The sequence below is a fragment of the Arthrobacter sp. MAHUQ-56 genome (genome assembly GCF_019710585.1).
In the GTDB taxonomy this organism is placed as follows: domain Bacteria; phylum Actinomycetota; class Actinomycetes; order Actinomycetales; family Micrococcaceae; genus Arthrobacter.
In genome coordinates, this window is record NZ_JAIFZQ010000020.1 from 15,035 (window position 1) to 29,903 (window position 14,869).

The following is a 14,869-nucleotide window of genomic DNA, read 5'->3' on the forward strand; positions in this document are numbered from 1 at the left end:
TGTAGTTTCCTCTAGCAACTACCCTATGCCATCACGTGAGCCCGTTCACAGGGATTGCGGGGCGGTTCCGGGACTTGCGCAGTTATTGCGGTCTGTAATGCGGTGAGCTAGCTGCTTGAGGTGAGGGTGAGCAGGACGGCCTCAGGTTTGCAGGCGATGCGCACGGGTGCGAAGCGCGAGGTGCCGATGCCGCCCGAGACGTTGACCGGCGTCGTGCTTCCATTGCTTGACCAGTCGTTGAGCCCCTTGGCCCGCCAGGTGGGCAGGTCGCAGTTTGCGACGACCGCCCCGTAGCCGGGGATGCACAACTGGCCGCCGTGCGTGTGGCCGGCCAGCAGGAGGTCAGCGCCGCTTTCCGTAAAGTGGTCCAGCACCCGCTGGTAGGGGGCATGGATGACGGCGATCCTGAGGTGGTCGTTCGAGTCCTGGTTGACGGTTCCCCTGGGCCAGCCGGCGTACCGTTCCCGGTTAAGGTGGGGATCGTCGACGCCGGAAAAATCGAAGCGCATGCCGTTGAGCACCAGGGACTGGTGGCGGTTGGTCAGGTCCACCCAGCCGGCCATGCCGAAAGCCGAGCGCAGCCGCGGCCAGTCCAGCGGGACAGGCTTTGGCTTCACCTTCGAGGGACCCAGGAGGTAGGCCGCCGGGTTCTTCGGGGTGGGGGCGAAGTAGTCGTTGGAGCCCGGAACGAAGACGCCGGGAAACTGCAGCAGCGGGCGCAGGGCTTCCAGCACCGGCTCCACGGCCTTGAGGTGGCTCATGTTGTCGCCCGTGTTGACCACCAGGTCGGGCCGGAGCTCGGCCAACGACCCGAGCCAGTCGGCCTTCTTCTTCTGCCCGGGCACGAAGTGGATGTCGCTCAGGTGCAGGATGCGGAACGGGTTCCGGCCGGGAGGCAGGATCGCCAGCGTTTCCTCACGCAGGACGAACTGGTTCTTCTCCCACAGCCCGTAACCAAAGGCAGCCATCCCCGCGGCGGCCCCCGCCCCGGCACCGACGGCAAAGCCGCGCCCGATGGAGCGGACGCGGCTTGCCAGGGTGTTGGTGTTCATCCGCGCCTAGCCGTTCCCGTTGCCGTTGCCGTTGCCGTTCTTAGTCGGCCCGGGTGCCGGTTCCTTCGGTGCCTGGGTGGCCGGCGCCGCGGGAGCGGGCGCCTGCGTGGCCTGCGTGGTTGGGCGGGTCGGGGCGGTGGTTCCGCTGACCATGTTGCTCGGCGGCGCCGGGAACGGGTTGGTGCCGTAGGCGGGGGCAATCTTCGCCATGAAGTTGGAGAACATAGGCCCTGCGATCATGTAGCCATCGATGCCCTGGTAGAACTTGCCGTTGACCGTGATGTTCTGGCCGGCCCGGCTCTGGTTGCCCAGGGGATCACCGAACCAGGCAGCGGTCGCCAGGCCCGTGGTGTGGCCAACCACCCAGGTGGAGCCGTTGTTGTTGGACGTACCGGTCTTTGCGCCGATGGGGAAGCTGGTCCTGGTGGAGATCCGGGGCTGGATCAGGGAGCCCGAACCGCGGTTCAGGACTTCCTGCAGCGCATAGTTCACACCGCGGGCGACGTCGGGCTTGATGGCGTCGCGGCAGCTGCTGGACTGGGCGGGGAGCTGCTTGCCCAAGGCATCGGTGACCGAGGTGATGGCGATCGGCTCGCAGTACTTGCCGTCGTTCGCGAAGGTGGCGAAAGCGCTGGCCATGGTGAGCGGAGCGGTCTGGGTGGAACCCAGCAGGTTGCCCAGGGTCATCATGTTGATGCTCGGGTTCGGGTCGCTGCCATCGGCGGACGGCAGCCCGCCGTGCAGGCCAACAGCGTCCACAATCTTCTGGATACCGCAGAAGTCCAGCTGCGCTGCGGACGCGAAGGTCACCGTGTTGATGGAGTTGTAGAGGCCCTCCAGCACCGACAGCGGCCTGTACCACTGCGGCTCGGCGTTCTGGAGGTCGTCAGCGGCATCCAGGCCCTGGTTCTTCTGCGCCGTACTGTAGGCGCCCTGCACCTTGCCGCAGGTATTGCGCCACTGGTAACCGATGGGGTAAACGCGCTGCGCGGCGTTGACCACCGTGTTCATGGACTTGCCCTCGTTGAGCCACTCGGCAAAGGTAAACGGCTTCATGGTGGACCCCGGCTGGAAGCCGCCGATGCCATTGAGGTCGTTGCCGTCCTTGTCCATCTTGTCCACGTTGAAGTTCAACTGCGAGTCAAAGCCCTGGCCCGGCAGGAACGTGGTGTTCTGGGCCATGGAAATGATCTTTCCCGTGCCCGGCTGGACGGACACCATCGAAGAGCCCCATTTATCCGGGTTGGCCCCGGTGGCTGCGTTGACCTGTTCCTGGGCGGCGGCCTGGGCCTTGGGATCCAGGGTGGTGGTGATGGTCAGGCCACCGCCGTAAATCAGGCGCTGGCGTTCCTTCACGTCCGCGCCGTACGCGGGATTGTTCTCGAGCAGGTGCAGGATGTAGTCACAGAAGTACGGGGCGGAAGCCGCGTAGGCGCAGCCCTGCTTGGGCTGGGTCACTTTGGGTTCCACAGGGGTGGCGACGGCGGCGTCGTGCTCTTCCTGGGTGATCTTGCCCTGGTTCAGCATCAGGCCCAGCACCAGGTCGCGGCGCTGCTTGGACTTCTCCGGGTTGGTGATCGGGTCGAAGGCGGAGGGGCTGTTGACCAGGCCGGCCAGCAGCGCCGCCTGCGGCAGGGTCAGGTCTTTGGCGGTGGTGCTGAAGAAGTAGCGGGAGGCCGCTTCGATGCCGTAGGCGTCCCGGTTGAAGAAGACAATGTTGAGGTAGCCCTCAAGGATCTGGTCCTTGCTGAACTCCTTCTCCAGCGCGATGGCCAGCTTCATTTCCCGCAGCTTGTCGCCAACGCCCTTGTTGACGCCGTTGAGCTTGATCTGGTCCTCTTCGCCCGCGGCGGCCAGGTTCGCGTTGAGGACGTTGTTCACGTACTGCTGGGTGATGGTGGACGCACCCTGCTTGTTGCCGCGCGCGGTGCTGACCAGGGCGCGGAGGATGCCCGTGGTGTCCACGCCGCCGTGCTCGTAGAACCTGCTGTCCTCCACGGCGATGATGGCGTTCTTCATGTTCGGGGAAATCTGGTCAAGCGCAACCTTGGTGCGGTTCTCCGTGTAGACGCTGGCGATCTCGCTTCCGTCCGCGGCCAGGATCCGGGTGGTCTGGCTGGGGGGATCGACCTTCAGTTCGGCAGGAAGGGCGTCGAAGAACTGGATGGAACCGCTCGCGGCACTGCCGGAGACGGCGGCGGCCGGGACCAGCAGGCCCGCCACCAGGACACCGCAAACAGCACTCACACCAAGGAAAACAAGGATCTTACCCAGCGTGGTGGCAGTGTCGAATAAGGGGTTCTTGCGAGTGGCCATGTTTTCCACTTTACCGGCAAGGACTAGTCTTTCTTTCATGACCAAATGGGAGTACGCGACGATTCCGCTCATTATTCACGCTACAAAGCAGATCCTGGACCAGTGGGGAGAGGACGGCTGGGAGCTCGTCCAGGTAGTCCCCGGACCTGACGGCAACGGCCTTGTCGCCTACCTCAAGAGGGAGAAGCAGTAGCATGAGCACCCCCGCAGAAGCCCAGTCCAGCGCCGCCACGGCGGCCACGTCCGCCGTCGAGCAGCGCCTGGCGGAGCTGGGAATCACCCTTCCCGAAGTTGCTGCCCCGGTTGCCTCCTACGTCCCTGCCGTGGTCTCCGGCAGCCACGTCTACACCTCCGGCCAGCTGCCCTTTATTAACGGCAAACTCGAAGCTACCGGTAAGGTTTCGGCCGGCACCGAGGGCTTCGCCGACGAGCCCACCGTTTCCCCGGAAGATGCCCAGAAGTACGCCGCCGTGTGCGCCGTGAACGCGCTGGCTGCCGTGAAGAGCGTCATCGGAGACCTTGACCGCATCACCCGCATCGTCAAGGTGGTGGGGTTCGTCGCCTCCGATCCGTCATTCACCGGCCAGCCCGCCGTCGTCAATGGCGCCTCGGAACTGCTGGGCCGCGTCCTGGGTGACGCAGGCCAGCATGCACGCTCCGCCGTCGGCGTTGCCGTTCTTCCGCTCGACTCTCCCGTAGAGGTCGAGCTGATCGCCGAATTCAGCTAGGACCGGACACCTCCCTTGCCTCACCTCGCACGACGCCTTTTCGCACTTCCCCAGGATCTTGAAGGGGCAGCGCAGAGCTGGCTCGAACACGGCGAGCGGACCCCGCGGGCCGCGCGCTACGCCTCATCAGTAGTCCTCCTGCGTGATTCGCCCACCGGTTTGGAGACATGGCTGGGCTACCGGCCCGGTTCCTCGCCGCTGGGGGTCCTCGCTTTCCCCGGCGGCTCGCTTGATGCGGCCGACGACGAAGCCATGGGATGGCTGGGCCCGTCGCCCCAGCATTGGGCTGAGCAGATGGGAACGGACGACGTCGGGCTGGCGCGCCGCCACGTGGTGGGTGCCATCCGGGAGCTCTTTGAGGAGACGGGCGTGCTGCTGGCAGGCCCGGACATGTCCAGCACGGTCGAGGCCACGTCCACCTCCGAATGGATGCGTGCACGCGTAGCGGTCGCCGACCAGGAGAAGACGCTTGCCCAGGTGCTGGGCAAGCGCGGACTGTCCCTGCGCACCGACCTGCTCAAATCCCTGGTCAACTGGCGCAGCCCGGACTTCGCGCACCGGCGGTTCGACACCCGCTACTTCGCCGCCACCCTTCCCATGGGCCAGGAACCTTCGCTGCTTGAAGGCAAAGGTGTCTGGGGCCGCTGGGTCAATGCGGCGCAAGCTGTCCAGGAGCGGGACACCACCGCCCTTGGCGACGAAGCCGGCCAGGAAAACACCGTGGGCCGCACCCTGGGCGAGCTGCTGGTTCCAGGCTCCGAGATCATGCTGGAAAAGATGGCGGCCGCCAATGGCTGCATTGCCTACCTGAGCTACAAACGCAAACCCCACGTCTACCAGCCCAGCCTCGTCGAAGAGGACGGCAAGCTCCTGCTCGAGGTCGAGGCCGCGAAGACTGTGGCGGGAGACCCCCAGCGGGAGCGCTGACGCTTCAACAGCGCAGTACCATCGACAATAAAGCAACACCGGGAGCTAGGGGGCGCCTTTGCGCGCAACGGTCAAGGACGTAGCGCGCCTCGCCGGGGTATCACCCAAGACTGTCTCGAACGTCATGAACGGCATCGTTCCCGTCAGCGGTCCCACGCGGCTCAGGGTTGAGCAGGCAATGGCGGAACTGGACTACGTCCCCAATCTTTCTGCCCGCGGACTGCGCAATGGCAGGTCAGGGGTCATCGCCCTCGCGCTGCCGGACCTGGCGACACCCTTTTCCGCCGAAATTGCCCACTGCGTCGTCGAAGTGGCCCATGAACAGGGGTGGAGCGTCCAGATCGAGGAAACGGGATCGGATCCGGGGCGCGAATACGACCTGATGTCGCGGGCGCGGTCCAACCTGATTGACGGGCTGATCCTCAACCCCGTGGTGCTGGACGAAAGCGCCGTCAAGGTGGGGGTGTCCCTCCCTCCGGTGGTACTGCTGGGGGAGGTGTCCCAAAAACTGGCGGACCGCGTGTGGGTGGACAGCGTCGCCGCTGCACGGGACATGACCTTGGCCCTTGCCAGGACCGGCAGGCGGCGCATCGCCGTGCTGGGCGCCCCCGGAGGCCGGGGTTCGGCCGCAGCGGTCCTGCGCACCCGCGGCTACCAGGCCGCGCTGGAACAGCTCGGCATCGACTTCGATGCTTCGCTGGTCATCCCGTGCGAAAAGTGGAGCCCGGACACGGCGGCCAAGGCGCTTTCCACGTATCTTGACTCACACCCGCTGCCGGAAGCGCTCTTCTGCTTCACCGACTCCATGGCCATCGGCGCCCTGAGCGTGCTGTGGAAACGGGGAATCGCGGTTCCCGGGGACATTGCCGTGGCGGGATTCGACGACATCGCCGACGGCCAGTACGCCGTGCCTTCGCTCACCACGGTTTCGTTCGACAAACGCAAGGTGGCCAGCGAAGCCCTGCGCCTCCTGACCGAGCGGATGGCGGACCGTGGGGGGCCGCAGCGGGTGGTGGCCCTCGACTACGCCGTGGTGGAGCGGGACAGCACGTCGAGCTAAGCCGGCGAGCGCAAAACAAGACCCTCCACTCGTTTGGTGAACGCTAACAATTTCTCGTTGTGCTTGCCATTACATCGATGTAATGTGAGTCCTGCGTCACACCGGCCCCCTGAGCAGGCAGCAGCAACATCTCCCGCACAGGCAGGGCTCCGCGGCGCAGGAATGACTTTCAGCGGACCCATCCAAAGGAGTGACGGGTGAAGCAGTTTGATTTTCCCGCCGGACAACAGGTATCCCGGCGACAAGTACTTGCTGGCACTGCGGCCCTGGGCAGTGTCCTGGCCGCTGCGGGCCTCACCGGATGCAGCGGCGCTGCATCGGCAGCAGCCGTGCGGGACATCGAGTTCTGGCACCTCTTGTCCGGCGGCGACGGCATCAAGATGCAGGCCATGATCAGCAAGGCGAATGAAGGCAACCCGGGATTCAAGGTGCATCCCACCGTCCTGGCTTGGGGCCCTCCCTACTACACCAAGCTGGCCATGGCATCAGCCGGTGGCCGTCCGCCGCAGCTGGCCATCATGCATGCCAGCCGGGTTCCGGGTTATGCGCCCGGCGGACTCATCGACCCGTGGGACCTGGACCTTTTGGCGGAACACGGCGTCACGGCCCAGAGCTTCGCACCGAGGATCTGGGACAAGAGCCAGCACAACGGAAAAGTCTTTTCCATTGCCCTGGATTCGCACCCTTTCGTCATGTTCTACAACCGGGACGTGGCGGAAAAGGCAGGACTTTTAGGCGGCAACGGCCTGTTGCAGGAAGCAACGTCCCCCCAGGAATTCCTCACCATCGCCAGGGAGATGCAGAAGGTGACCCAGGCCCACGGCCTGTCCTTCGGCTACCTTGGCAGCGGTTCCCAGATGTGGCGCCTTTTCTACACGCTCTACCGGCAGCACGGGGCCACTATGGAACTGACTCCCGGCAAGCCAATGGTTGCCGACAACGACGCCGCGATTGAGTCCCTGGAGTTCATGACATCACTCTTCGACGACACCATCGCGGCGCAGAGCGGGGACATCAGCACGGGCATCGCGGAATTCGCCCGCGGAGGTTCCGGAATGCTTTTCAGCGGCGTCTGGGAGCTTCCCACCTTCAAGAAGGCCGGCCTCCCCGTCGACGCCGCCACCATCCCCACGCTCTACGGAACCCCGGCGGCCTACGCCGACTCACATTCCTTCGTGCTTCCCCGCCAGTTGAACGTCGACGACGGGAAACGGCGCGCTGTCTATAAGTTCGTGAGCGACATCCTCAAGGGGTCGTTGTCCTGGGCCGAAGCGGGGCACATCCCCGCCTACCAGCCGGTGGTCCAGTCCCAGGCGTACCGTGACCTCACGCCGCAGATCCACTATGCCAACGCTGCCGAGATTATCGCCTACGACCCCGAAGCGTGGTTCAGCGGGTCCGGTTCGGACTGGCAGACCTACTTCGCGGAGACCGTTCAGAACGTGCTCCTGGGCCGCGACAAGGCAGCTGATGGCTGGGAAGCCTTCGTCCGGCGCACCAACACCCTCCTTTCCCGGCCCAACCCGGTCTGAACCGCCCAGCGACATAGGAGTCCCGAATGAGTTCCGTAGCTACATCGCAAGACAGTGAGGGACGGGCCGCTTCGCTGCCCGGGCTGTCCCGTCGAAAGCCGTCCACCCCGGCCCGGCCCGCATCCGCGCTGGCCCAGCGGAGCCGGGATAACCTCAACGGCTGGGCGTTCGCCGCACCGTTCCTGGTGTTCTTCCTGGTCTTCCTCGTATGGCCGCTCCTTTACGGCATGTACATGAGCCTGACCGGCAAGTCACTCACCGGGGCCAATGACAGCATCATCGGCCTCGCCAACTACGCCGAGGCCCTGGCAGACCCCGACATGTGGCATTCGCTGGGCAACACCCTGTACTTCACCGTCATCAGCACCGTCCCGCTGGTGGTCGTCGCGCTCGTCATGGCGGCACTGCTCAACGTGGGGCTGCCCGCGCAATGGTTGTGGAGGCTTTCCTACTTTGCCCCGTACCTGCTGGCTTCGACGGTCGTATCCCTGTTCTTCACCTGGATGTACAACCCGCAGCTGGGCCTGATCAACGACGCTCTGGCGAAGATCGGGCTGCCGAAGGTGGCCTGGCTGAACGACCCGGGCGTAGCGATGTGGGCTATCGTCATCGCCACACTGTGGTGGACCGTGGGATTCAACTTCCTGCTGTACCTGGCTGCCATGCAAAACATCCCGGCCCAGCATTATGAAGCGGCGTCGCTGGATGGCGCCGGTGCATGGCGGCAGTTCTTCTCAATCACGCTGCCGCAACTGGCCCCGACCACCGTGATGATCGTGCTCCTCCAGATCCTGGCTTCGCTCAAGATTTTTGACCAGGTCTACCAAATGACGGCCGGCGGCCCCGGCGGCGCCACCCGGCCCGTGGTGCAGTACATCTTCGAAACCGGGTTCACCGGATACCGGCTGGGATACTCCGCGGCCATTTCCTACATCTTCTTCGGACTGATTGTGGCCGTGTCCGTCATCCAGTTCCTCATCACCCGCCGCAGGAGCGCATAGCCATGGCAACTGAAACCCTCGCCCGCCCCGTTGCTTCCACCGCCAATCCCGCAGTCCGCCGCAAACCGGGCCGCAGGATGACACCCGGCCGGGTGGTCGTCCTCGCAGTCGCCGCGCTCCTGGCGGTTCTCTGGCTGGTGCCCTTCGCCTGGGCAACCGTCACCGCTTTCAAGAGCGAGACGGACGCCGCCTCTCCGAAGATCAACTGGATCCCGCCGTCGGGCTTTACCGCCGACGCGTTCGTCAAGGTGTTTCAGGACGGCAACATTCCGCTCTGGACCTGGAATTCCCTGTACACGTCGGCGGCCATCACCGTGATCACGCTGGTCATTTCCGCGCTGGCGGCCTACGCCCTGTCCCGCATCGACTTCCGGGGCAAGAAGGTCCTGATGACGGTGATCATCGCGTCCATCATCGTTCCCCCGCCGGTCCTGATCATTCCGCTGTTCTACCAGATGGTGGCACTGCACATGATCGATACCTCGTGGGCCATCATCCTGCCGCAGGTCATCCACCCCGCCATGGTGTTCGTCCTCAAGAAGTTCTTCGACCAAATCCCGCGTGAACTCGAGGAAGCCGCCGTCATGGACGGTGCCAGCCGCATGCGGATCTTCCTGCAGGTTGTGCTGCCCCTGTCACGCCCCATCATGGCTGCCGTCGCGATCTTCGTGTTCATCGGCGCCTGGAACAACTTCCTGTGGCCCTTCATCGCCACCAACGACGGATCCATCCTGACCCTCCCCGTGGGGCTGCAGACCATCAAGAGTGCCTACGGCATCCAGTACGCCCAGAACATGGCGTCAGCGCTGCTCGCCGCCCTGCCCCTCATCCTGCTCTTCCTGTTCTTCCAGCGCCAGATCATCAAGGGCGTTGCGACGACGGGACTCGCGGGGACCTGACGCCCACCCTCGCTATCCATCACGTACGCGTTGCACAACCAAGGAGATAGTTCACATGTCCCGCGCCAGAATCACCCTCGACCGCGACTTCACCATCGGTGAAGTGCCCCGGCGCCTGTTCGGCTCCTTCGTGGAGCACATGGGCCGCTGCGTCTACACCGGCATCTATGAACCGGGCCACCCGGAGGCCGATGAGAACGGTTTCCGCCAGGACGTCCTCAAGCTCGTCAAGGAGCTGGGCGCCACCGTCATCCGCTACCCGGGAGGCAACTTCGTCTCCGGCTACGACTGGGAAGACGGCATTGGTCCCCGGGAGGACCGGCCCCGGCGGCTCGACGGTGCCTGGCATACCGTTGAGACCAACGCCTTCGGCCTGCACGAGTTCGTGGATTGGTCCCGCCAGGCGGGTACCGAGATCATGGAAGCCATCAACCTGGGCACCAGGGGAGTGGATGCCGCCCGGGCCATCGTGGAGTATGCCAACCACCCCGGCGGCACGCGCCTGTCCGACCTGCGCGCAAAGAATGGCCACAAAGACCCCTTCAACATCAAGCTGTGGTGCCTCGGCAACGAAATGGACGGGCCGTGGCAGATCGGCCATAAAACGGCCGAGGAATACGGCCGGCTTGCCCAGGAAGCCGCCAAGGCCATGCGGTTCGTGGATCCGGACATCGAACTGGTGGCCTGCGGAAGCTCGAACTCCGGCATGCCGACGTTCGGCGCCTGGGAGCAGACGGTGCTGACCCACGCGTACGAAGAGGTGGACTATGTTTCGCTGCACGCCTACTACCAGGAACGCGACGGCGACGTCGGCAGCTTCCTCGCCAGCGCCGTCGACACCGACTACTTCATCGAATCGGTCATCGCCACGGCGGACGCCGTCCGCGCGAAGGGCAGGCACAAGAAGCACATCAACCTCTCCTTTGACGAGTGGAATGTCTGGTACCAGCGCGGCAGGGACACCGAGGACCAGCCGCACAACGTGGCAAAGGCCGGCTGGCGCGAGCACCCCCGCGTTATCGAGGACAAGTACAACGTGACGGACGCCGTCGTCGTCGGCACCCTGCTCAACTCGCTGCTCCGCCACGGCGACCGGGTCAAGATCGCCAACCAGGCCCAGCTGGTCAACGTGATCGCCCCGATCTTCAGCGAGGAGAACGGCCCGGCCTGGCGGCAGACCATCTTCCACCCGTTTGCCCGCATGGCTGAGCTGGCGAAGGGGCAGATCCTCCGGCTCTCCGTCGATTCGGACAGGTACGGCAACGCCCGGTTCGGTGACACCGACCTCGTGGACGTCAGCGCAACGTGGAACGAGGAAACGGGACGCGTGGCCCTGTTCCTTGCCAACCGCGGCCTGGAGGAGGCCGCCGACGTTGAGGTCGCCCTGCGCGGCTTTGACGCCCGGCGCGTGCTCCGGGCGGAAGTCCTGGAAATTCCCGACGGCGGGGACCGCTTCACGGCCAACTCGCAGGAGAGTCCGGACCGGGTAGGCCTGAAGCCGCTGGAGGGGGCGAAGGCGAGCGGGTCCGAGCTGCGGCTCAGCCTGCCTGCCCTGTCATGGGCCGTCGTCGAACTGGACGTGGTGAAGAACTGATCCTGCCCAGGGCACACAAAAAAGGCCGCCCCTCGGGGCGGCCTTTTTCGTGGAGCTTAGCGGGAGCGCTGGCGGAGGCGCTGCATGTCCAGGATGACCACGGCGCGGGCTTCGAGGCGGAGCCAGCCGCGCTGAACGAATTCGGCCAGGGCCTTGTTGACGGTCTCGCGGGACGCGCCCACCAGCTGGGCGAGCTCCTCCTGGGTGAGTTCGTGTGCCACCAGGACGCCGTCGGTTGCCGGGCGGCCGAAACGGTCGGCCAGGTCCAGCAGGGCCTTTGCCACGCGGCCCGGGACGTCGGAGAAGACCAGGTCGGAAAGGGAATCGTTGGTGCGGCGCAGGCGGCGGGCCAGGGCCTGCAGCAGCTGGGCCGAGACCTCGGGACGGGTGCGCAGGAGGGTGTTCAGGCTCTCGTTCTTGAGCCCGGCCAGCCGGGTCTCCGACACCGCGGTGGCGGTGGCGGTGCGCGGGCTGGGATCGAACAGGGCCATCTCGCCGAAGAGCTCTCCCGGGCCAAGGATGGCAAGGAGGGATTCGCGGCCATCGGGGGAGGTGCGGCCGAGCTTCACCTTGCCGGAGACAATGAAGTAGAGCTGGTCACCCTGGTCGCCCTCGCGGAACACCGATGCGCCACGGGACAGGTCCACCTCGGTCAGCTCGTCCGTCAGCAGACGGAATGCGTCGTCGTCGAGCGTGGCGAAAAGGGGTGCTCGGCGCAGTACCTCGATGTCCATGAAATCTCCTGAGTAAAAGTATCGGCTGTGGCGCTTGTGCCATTGTTTCAGAATTTTCAAGGTTCTGTGACGAACTTGGCAGCCGAAACGCCTGAAGAAAGCTGGATGAAGGACCTTCGGAGGGGGGGGAGGGAGCTCAGGGGACTACCAGTGTGCGCCGATAGAATGGGGGTTCAACCGTTAATAAGGAGCCTTTGTGGTCGGCTTGACTGTCCTGGACGTTGTCCTGATCCTGGCGCTGCTGTCATACCTGATCTACGGTCTCCGCAATGGGTTCCTGGTCACCGTGGGCGGGCTCGTGGGCTTCGCCGCGGGTGCTGTCGCGGCCTTCTTTGCCGTTCCCCTGGTCAGCGGCTTCGTTGAGGATTCCGGATGGAGGCTGACCGCCATCATCGCGGCCGCCGTCGTCCTGATGGCGCTGGGACATGGCCTGGGCACCATGGTGGGACGGCAACTGCGCGGGGTTGTGCGCATCCGGCCGCTGCGCGCGGTGGACCGCCTGGTGGGCGGGGCGCTGAACCTGGTGGTTTCCGCGCTGGTGATGTCCATGCTCGCGTTCAGCATCAGCTCCCTGGGCGTACCTGTCATCTCGCAGCAGCTGGCCGAGTCCAAGGTGATCCGCTTCATTGACGGGCTGACTCCCACCCCCGTCAAGGCCACCATGGCCGAGCTTCGGTCCACGGTGATCGGCAACGGGATCCCCACCCTGATCGAAGGCCTGGACCAGGGCCAGAGGGTGCAGGTCCCCAACACGAGCACCAATACGCCCGCCCTGAACAAGGCGGCGCAGTCCGTCCTGAGGATCGCGGGCACCGCCTACGAATGCGGCCAGAACCAGACCGGCACCGGCTTCGTGGTGTCCGAAGACAGGGTGGTCACCAACGCGCACGTCGTCGCCGGGGTCTCGCAGCCCGTGGTGGAGATGTCCGACGGCGGAGCGATGCCCGGGCGCGTCGTCTACTTCGACACCCGCCACGACCTTGCGGTTCTGGCGGTGGACAACCTGCCGTCGCAGCCGCTGCCGTTGAGCGCCGACCTTCCCGGCGGCAGCCAGGCCGCCTTCGCCGGCTATCCGCACGGAGGCCCCTTCCAGTCCAAGCCGGTCACGGTGCAGGACATCGCCACGGTGCTGGTCCCGGACATCTACGGCAACAACCCCTCGCCGGAGGATATCTACCGGCTCGCCGGCGACGTCCAGCCCGGGAATTCCGGCGGCCCGTTGCTGACCCCGGAGGGCCAGGTGGCCGGTGTGATCTTCGCCAAGGCAACCTCCGACGCGGAAGTGGGGTTTGCCATCACCATGAACGACCTCAACCCGGTCGCGGAGCAGGCCCCGGCGTTGTCCGCAGCGGTCTCCTCCGGGCAATGCATCCAGAAGTAGCGGTTTAGAGGACGTCAGCCAGGTAGTCGATGGCCAGCCGGTACCCGGTGACCCCGGCTCCTACGATCACTGCCGCGCACACGGGGGACAGGTAGGAGTGGTGGCGGAACTCCTCGCGCTGGTGGACGTTGGTGATGTGCACCTCGACGGCGGGAAGCTGGACGGCGGCGAGGGCGTCACGCAGTGCCACGGAGGTGTGCGTGAAGGCGCCGGCATTGATGACGATGCCCGCGGCGTTTTCCCGGGCGGCGTGGATCGCGTCCAGCAGGACGCCCTCGTGGTTGGACTGGACGCACTCCACCACGAAGCCGTGTTTCTCCGCGGCGGACGCTGCCAGCTGTTCAACATCGGCAAGGGTTGACGTGCCGTACTTTTCCGGTTCGCGTGTACCCAGCATGTTGAGGTTGGGGCCGTTGATCACAAGGATGGTGCCGCGGCCGGCTTCGGCGGCGGAGGAGGCTTCAGTCATGCCTGCAAATCTAGCGGCTGCCCCCGCCCGCCGCGCATTCTTACGCAGCAGTGCGCGGTGCCTGCGCCAGGCAGCCGATGTTTGGTCCCCTTCGGCTGGCTGCTGGTCCCGGCTAGCCAGGCTCGCCAGGTGCGTCCCGCGGCCATCTCCTAATTCGTGTAGCCGTTCGGGTTGTTCTTTTGCCAGCGCCAGTGGTCCTCGCACATCTGGTCCACGGTTTTGGTGGTGGACCAGCCGAGGTCGGCGAGGGCTGAGGCGGCGTCCGCCCAGAAGGCGGGAAGGTCCCCGGCCCGGCGGTCGGTGATCTCGTAGGGGATGGGCTTGCCGACGGCTTTTTCAAAGGAGTGCAGGACTTCCAGGACGGAGGAGCCCTTGCCGGAGCCGAGGTTCCAGCGGAACACGCCGGTGCGGCCGGTGATGTGGTTCAGTGCGGCCACGTGGCCTTCGGCGAGGTCCACGACGTGGATGTAGTCGCGCAGGCAGGTGCCATCGGGGGTGTCGTAGTCTCCGCCGAAGACCATGAGTTTGTCTCGGCGGCCCACGGCCACCTGGGCGATGAAGGGGACGAGGTTGTTGGGGATGCCCTGGGGGTCTTCGCCGATGCGGCCGGAGGGGTGGGCGCCGACGGGGTTGAAGTAGCGCAGCAGGGCTATGTGCCAGCGCGGGTCTGCGGCGCCGAGGTCGGTGAGGATGTCCTCGATCTGTTCCTTGGTGCGCCCGTAGGGGTTGTTGGCGCCGATCTCCATTTTTTCGACGTAGGGGATGGGGTTGTGTTCGCCGTAGACGGTGGCTGAGGAGCTGAAGACGATGGAGCGGACGTCGTGCCGGTCCATGGTGCGGATCAGGTTCAGGGTGCCGACGAGGTTGTTGTAGTAGTACTTCAGCGGCTCCCGGACGGATTCGCCGACGGCCTTGAGGCCTGCGAAGTGGATGACGGCGTCGATGCCGCTGCCGGCGAAGACGTTTTCCACTGCGGCCTCGTCCACCAGGTCCACGTTGTGGAATGCGGCGGCCTTGCCGCTTAGTTCGGCCACCCGGCGCAGTGATTCCTCGCTTGAGTTGACCAGGTTGTCGATGACAACCACGTCGTGGCCGGCTTCCTGAAGGGACAAGACAGTGTGGGAACCGATGTAGCCGGTACCCCCGGTAACCAGGATTCGCATGGACTTTCCTTTG

General features: G+C 65.2%; 14 protein-coding genes. 9 read left to right on the forward strand and 5 right to left on the reverse strand.

The window, feature by feature from the left end; translation table 11 throughout:
- Positions 1–107: 107 nt before the first annotated feature.
- The gene (locus tag K4G53_RS12430; RefSeq protein WP_221386020.1) at positions 108–1,052 is read right to left on the reverse strand and encodes a metallophosphoesterase; all 945 of its coding nucleotides are present in this window, start codon (positions 1,050–1,052) and stop codon (positions 108–110) included.
- 6 nt (positions 1,053–1,058) lie between these two features.
- On the reverse strand, positions 1,059–3,368 hold the full coding sequence (locus K4G53_RS12435) for a transglycosylase domain-containing protein (protein ID WP_221386021.1): 2,310 nt from the start codon (positions 3,366–3,368) through the stop codon (positions 1,059–1,061).
- A gap of 37 nt (positions 3,369–3,405) precedes the next feature.
- On the opposite strand from K4G53_RS12435, the gene K4G53_RS12440 reads away from it, so the two are divergent.
- The 8 genes from K4G53_RS12440 (at position 3,406) to K4G53_RS12475 (ending at position 11,109) form a co-directional block, all read left to right on the forward strand.
- A complete protein-coding gene (locus tag K4G53_RS12440) occupies positions 3,406–3,561 on the forward strand; it encodes a DUF4177 domain-containing protein (protein WP_009359196.1) in 156 nt (51 codons plus the stop codon).
- A 1-nt stretch (position 3,562) separates the two neighbouring features.
- Entirely contained in the window at positions 3,563–4,096 is a 534-nt protein-coding gene (locus K4G53_RS12445; protein WP_221386022.1) for a RidA family protein, read from the forward strand.
- Between the two features lie 15 nt (positions 4,097–4,111).
- Entirely contained in the window at positions 4,112–5,023 is a 912-nt protein-coding gene (locus K4G53_RS12450) for an NUDIX hydrolase (RefSeq protein ID WP_221386023.1), read from the forward strand.
- 58 nt (positions 5,024–5,081) lie between these two features.
- On the forward strand, positions 5,082–6,083 hold the full coding sequence (locus K4G53_RS12455; RefSeq protein ID WP_221386024.1) for a LacI family DNA-binding transcriptional regulator: 1,002 nt from the start codon (positions 5,082–5,084) through the stop codon (positions 6,081–6,083).
- Positions 6,084–6,280: 197 nt separating this feature from the next.
- Positions 6,281–7,615: an extracellular solute-binding protein gene (locus K4G53_RS12460; RefSeq protein WP_221386025.1), complete on the forward strand. Its 1,335-nt coding sequence runs from the start codon at positions 6,281–6,283 to the stop codon at positions 7,613–7,615.
- Between the two features lie 26 nt (positions 7,616–7,641).
- Entirely contained in the window at positions 7,642–8,616 is a 975-nt protein-coding gene (locus K4G53_RS12465; RefSeq protein ID WP_221386026.1) for a carbohydrate ABC transporter permease, read from the forward strand.
- Between the two features lie 2 nt (positions 8,617–8,618).
- Positions 8,619–9,515, forward strand: a complete 897-nt coding sequence (locus tag K4G53_RS12470) for a carbohydrate ABC transporter permease (RefSeq protein WP_221386027.1) — start codon at positions 8,619–8,621, stop codon at positions 9,513–9,515.
- A 55-nt stretch (positions 9,516–9,570) separates the two neighbouring features.
- Entirely contained in the window at positions 9,571–11,109 is a 1,539-nt protein-coding gene (locus K4G53_RS12475) for an alpha-N-arabinofuranosidase (RefSeq protein WP_221386028.1), read from the forward strand.
- Between the two features lie 56 nt (positions 11,110–11,165).
- On the opposite strand, the gene K4G53_RS12480 is transcribed toward K4G53_RS12475, so the two are convergent.
- Positions 11,166–11,843, reverse strand: a complete 678-nt coding sequence (locus K4G53_RS12480) for a Crp/Fnr family transcriptional regulator (RefSeq protein ID WP_013602309.1) — start codon at positions 11,841–11,843, stop codon at positions 11,166–11,168.
- A gap of 196 nt (positions 11,844–12,039) precedes the next feature.
- Here K4G53_RS12480 and K4G53_RS12485 point away from each other — a divergent pair, with 196 nt between their 5' ends.
- Positions 12,040–13,224 carry a MarP family serine protease gene (locus tag K4G53_RS12485; protein WP_221386029.1) on the forward strand — a complete coding sequence of 395 codons (1,185 nt, stop codon included), beginning with the start codon at positions 12,040–12,042 and terminating at the stop codon, positions 13,222–13,224.
- Between the two features lie 4 nt (positions 13,225–13,228).
- Here K4G53_RS12485 and aroQ read toward each other — a convergent pair whose 3' ends face one another.
- Positions 13,229–13,693: a type II 3-dehydroquinate dehydratase gene (gene aroQ / locus K4G53_RS12490; RefSeq protein ID WP_221386030.1), complete on the reverse strand. Its 465-nt coding sequence runs from the start codon at positions 13,691–13,693 to the stop codon at positions 13,229–13,231.
- 149 nt (positions 13,694–13,842) lie between these two features.
- Complete coding sequence (gene galE / locus K4G53_RS12495; protein ID WP_221386031.1) at positions 13,843–14,856, reverse strand: UDP-glucose 4-epimerase GalE; 1,014 nt, start codon at positions 14,854–14,856, stop codon at positions 13,843–13,845.
- Positions 14,857–14,869: the final 13 nt, after the last annotated feature.

Coding starts and splice junctions, on each gene's coding strand:
- K4G53_RS12465 (WP_221386026.1), top strand. CDS start 7,642: ATGAGTTCCGTAGCTACATCGCAAGACAGTGAGGGACGGGCCGCTTCG.
- aroQ (WP_221386030.1), bottom strand. CDS start 13,693: ATGACTGAAGCCTCCTCCGCCGCCGAAGCCGGCCGCGGCACCATCCTT.
- K4G53_RS12445 (WP_221386022.1), top strand. CDS start 3,563: ATGAGCACCCCCGCAGAAGCCCAGTCCAGCGCCGCCACGGCGGCCACG.
- K4G53_RS12470 (WP_221386027.1), top strand. CDS start 8,619: ATGGCAACTGAAACCCTCGCCCGCCCCGTTGCTTCCACCGCCAATCCC.
- K4G53_RS12430 (WP_221386020.1), bottom strand. CDS start 1,052: ATGAACACCAACACCCTGGCAAGCCGCGTCCGCTCCATCGGGCGCGGC.
- K4G53_RS12475 (WP_221386028.1), top strand. CDS start 9,571: ATGTCCCGCGCCAGAATCACCCTCGACCGCGACTTCACCATCGGTGAA.
- K4G53_RS12440 (WP_009359196.1), top strand. CDS start 3,406: ATGACCAAATGGGAGTACGCGACGATTCCGCTCATTATTCACGCTACA.
- K4G53_RS12480 (WP_013602309.1), bottom strand. CDS start 11,843: ATGGACATCGAGGTACTGCGCCGAGCACCCCTTTTCGCCACGCTCGAC.
- K4G53_RS12435 (WP_221386021.1), bottom strand. CDS start 3,368: ATGGCCACTCGCAAGAACCCCTTATTCGACACTGCCACCACGCTGGGT.
- galE (WP_221386031.1), bottom strand. CDS start 14,856: ATGCGAATCCTGGTTACCGGGGGTACCGGCTACATCGGTTCCCACACT.